General features: G+C 54.6%; 7 protein-coding genes. 6 read left to right on the top strand and 1 reads right to left on the bottom strand.

Annotation, left to right across the window (positions count from 1 at the left end):
- A partial coding sequence (locus THS27_RS27040; RefSeq protein WP_168185024.1) for a hypothetical protein occupies nt 1-261 on the bottom strand: 261 nt, incomplete at its 3' end.
- Nucleotides 262-340: 79 nt separating this feature from the next.
- Between THS27_RS27040 and THS27_RS25965 the strand changes: the two genes are divergently transcribed.
- The 6 genes from THS27_RS25965 to THS27_RS25940 form a co-directional block, all read left to right on the top strand.
- On the top strand, nt 341-721 hold the full coding sequence (locus THS27_RS25965) for a DUF3168 domain-containing protein (RefSeq protein ID WP_168185023.1): 381 nt from the start codon (nt 341-343) through the stop codon (nt 719-721).
- A gap of 73 nt (nt 722-794) precedes the next feature.
- A complete protein-coding gene (locus THS27_RS25960; RefSeq protein WP_085595878.1) occupies nt 795-1,253 on the top strand; it encodes a hypothetical protein in 459 nt (152 codons plus the stop codon).
- A 44-nt stretch (nt 1,254-1,297) separates the two neighbouring features.
- A complete protein-coding gene (locus THS27_RS25955; RefSeq protein ID WP_085595876.1) occupies nt 1,298-1,669 on the top strand; it encodes a hypothetical protein in 372 nt (123 codons plus the stop codon).
- 20 nt (nt 1,670-1,689) lie between these two features.
- Nucleotides 1,690-1,905, top strand: a complete 216-nt coding sequence (locus tag THS27_RS25950) for a hypothetical protein (RefSeq protein ID WP_085595874.1) — start codon at nt 1,690-1,692, stop codon at nt 1,903-1,905.
- 3 nt (nt 1,906-1,908) lie between these two features.
- The gene (locus THS27_RS25945) at nt 1,909-2,355 is read left to right on the top strand and encodes a hypothetical protein (RefSeq protein WP_085595872.1); all 447 of its coding nucleotides are present in this window, start codon (nt 1,909-1,911) and stop codon (nt 2,353-2,355) included.
- Nucleotide 2,356: 1 nt separating this feature from the next.
- On the top strand, nt 2,357-3,163 hold an 807-nt coding region (locus THS27_RS25940; RefSeq protein ID WP_210403027.1), incomplete at its 3' end, for a hypothetical protein.

Genomic DNA, 3,163 nt, shown 5'->3' with positions numbered 1-3,163 from the left:
GTGGCGTTCATAACAATAGGCATGCAGCCGATAGGTGTATGCTTCGGTTTTTGTGCTGTAAATGACGATACGGCGGGTTGAAATACGGTTGCTGCTATCGCGATATTCAATGGCGATGCTGATATCTGACAAGTCAACATCGCCATAGTCGTCGGGCGTTTCTGGTGCGGCGCTTTCGCTGTCATCAAAAACAATATCGGTGCTTATGATTACCGGGATTTCCGGTGCAAGTTTCGGTTTAAAGAAGTCGAGAAACGCCATTGCCGCCCCCTGTGCTTTGCAATCAGGAGGTGAAGTTAATTCTATTTTGTTTCTGTTGTCAAAATATTGGGGGGGCTGCATGGTTGCCAGTATTGCCGTGCAAGCAGCACTTTATGCTGCCTTGACGGATGCGCTTTCGTGCCCGGTTTATGAGGCTGTGCCGGTCGATGCCACGATGCCCTATGTGGTATTTGATAATAACCTGGTGCTGGATGCCGATTATATCAGCGGGGCGCATGAGCGGATTACGTTCTATCTATCGGTTTATTCCGATTATGCGGGGTCGATAGAAGTGCGGGGCATTTTGGGGGTGATTAAGGCCACCCTGCATCAAAAGCGCCTGGCACTGGCCGATGGGGTGATGGAGGGCATGGCGGTGACGCGCAGCACGGCCAGCCCCGATATTGCCGATGATACCTTTATGGGCAGTTGTACCGTGGATGTAAGGGTGCAGCCCTGATTTTTGTTTGGTTGTGCATTGTGTGCCGCCCCGGTGAGGGCGGCTTTTTTATGTCTTGCAAGGAGTATGTAAGATGACTGTCAGAACGGCTGCGGGCTGTAAGCTGTCGATTTCCGATGATGTTTCCACATCGACCACCAAAACCGAATTTGAGGCCGAAACCTTTGTTAAGGTCGGTGAAATTGCAGATATCGGCGAATTTGGATCGGAGTTTTCGGCGATCAATTTTTCCAATCTGGAAGATCGGTTACAGCGCAAGTTCAAAGGGGTGGAAGATCCGGGGACGCTGACCTTGAACCTTGGCCTGGACCCGGCAGATACCGGGCAGGGCCAGTTGCAAACGGCGCTGGCTGTTGATGATGATTATGCCATCAAGGTTGAACTGAATGACGGCGATACGACGCCGACAACCTATTATTTTCGCGCACAGGTGATGTCGTTCAAGTACGCAGTGGGCGGCAACAGCGATGTTTTAAAGGCAAGCTGTTCGCTGGGCATCAATACCCGCCCGCTGGTGGTTGCGGCGACCTGATAGCGGCCTTGACGGTGTTTTGATCGATACAGAATGGAACAGAAATGGAAAAGACAAACGAAAGCGTGGTGGCGCAGGACAGGAAAGTTGTGGTTGCCGGGAAGGCGTATTTTCTGGTGCCGAATTTGAACGCACTGCGCGGTATTAATGCCGCCCTTGGCGGGCTGGCCCCGGCCTTTACCAAGGTGCGGGATTTAAATTTTGACGCTATGGCAACCGTTCTGGTTTCGGCCAGCGGCATGAAGCCCGGTGCTGCGGAATTTGATGAATTGGTGCGCGATATCTGGCAGGCGGAAAACAAGGCCGAGATTGGCGGGGCCTTGTCCGACTACCTGGTGGTGATGTTGAACGGGGGCCGGAATGTGCGCGATGATGCCGATTCCGGTGATGCGGGGGGTACGCCGGGAAAGTCGTAGAACTTTCCGCCTGGTGGGACATGGTTTACCGCTATGCCACCGGGTGGCTGGGCTGGGATGACCATGCTGCCATGACCACCCCGATAGCGAGAATATTGCTGGCGATGGATGGTAAAGCCGAATTTCTGCGCATCACAAACGGGGTGGAGGCAGAACCGGAACCGGTGTCGCCTGATGACGTGGCAAATAAATTGCGGGTGGCGCTGGCGCAGGCCGGGCCAAAACGCGAGGGGTGATTTATGGCAGTGACAGGCGGAAAGGAACTGGCAGCGCGATTAAACGCGCTGCCAGCTAAAATGCAGGACCATGTGGCCGATGCGGTTGCCAGGGCAGCGTTGTCCGTTCTGGACGATATGAAGCGGTTAACCCCGCGTGACGGGGCCAATCCGGGGCCACATGCGGCGGATGGCTTGACCGTCATTTATTCGGAAAACGGGCTAAAAGCCTTTATTGGGCTGCCGAGTGACAGGCTGGCGTCGGACTATTTCTGGTTTCGTTTTCTTGATGGCGGAACCAAGGGCGGCACGGTGCAATATCGCAAAGCAGGAAAGCCTGGTAAGCGGTTTAACATGACGGTTCCGGCCCGGCCGGCCCTGAATATTTTAAGTCGTGCTGTGGATGCCAATAGCGATGAGGCGCGCCGGTTGATTACGGCAGCGGTGCGCAAAGCGATGAATGGGGCCTGATATGACGATTGAGCAACAGGGCATTTCGGTAAGTATTGACGCCCCGCTTGATAAATTTCGCAAGCATATGGCCGATGCGGGAAACCTGGTGGAAATTACGACCACCAACATGGACAAGGCAACGAAGCGGGCTGCGGCGGCGTTTAATCGGATGCAAGGGCAGATTGACCCGACAAGCCGGGCATTGGTGCGTTATGAAAAACAGGTGGCCCGGGCACAGGACGCCCTTGACCGTGGTATCATCTCGCAGGACAGGTTTAATTTATCGGTAGCTAAGTCCACGGCGGCATATGAGCAGTCGATAGCAAGAATTGGCGGGCTGCGCCAGACCGTGGTTGCCAATGATGACGCAATTGCCAAAAGTTCGGTTAATTACCGTAAGTTCGGGGCGATTGCTCAACAGGCCGGGTATCAGGTCGGTGACTTTGCCGTGCAGGTGGCCAGTGGGCAAAACCCGCTGGTGGCGCTGACCCAGCAAAGCGCGCAATTGCTTGGTTTTTTCGGGCCTTGGGGCGCCGTTCTTGGTGCAGCCGCAGCGGTTGCCGGTGCGCTGGCTGTGTCGCTTTGGGGTACGGAAGATTCCTCAAAAAAGGCTGCCGAAGGGCTTAAAGAGTATCAGCGCGAGGTTAAGGCGGCGGACGATTTTGTTAAAAAGCTGAACGATAGCGTCAAGGACACGTCGCAGCTTTTTGCAGAACAGGAAAGCTCGGTTTTGGGGGCGGCGCGACAGCGGATGATGCAGGCGCAACGTGACCTTGATCAGGCGCAAAAACGCCTCAAGCAGGCTAAGGATGATGTATTTGATACA

This window comes from Thalassospira sp. MCCC 1A01428, assembly GCF_002115825.1.
Classification (GTDB): domain Bacteria; phylum Pseudomonadota; class Alphaproteobacteria; order Rhodospirillales; family Thalassospiraceae; genus Thalassospira.
This window is presented reverse-complemented; position numbering and strand designations above follow the sequence as displayed.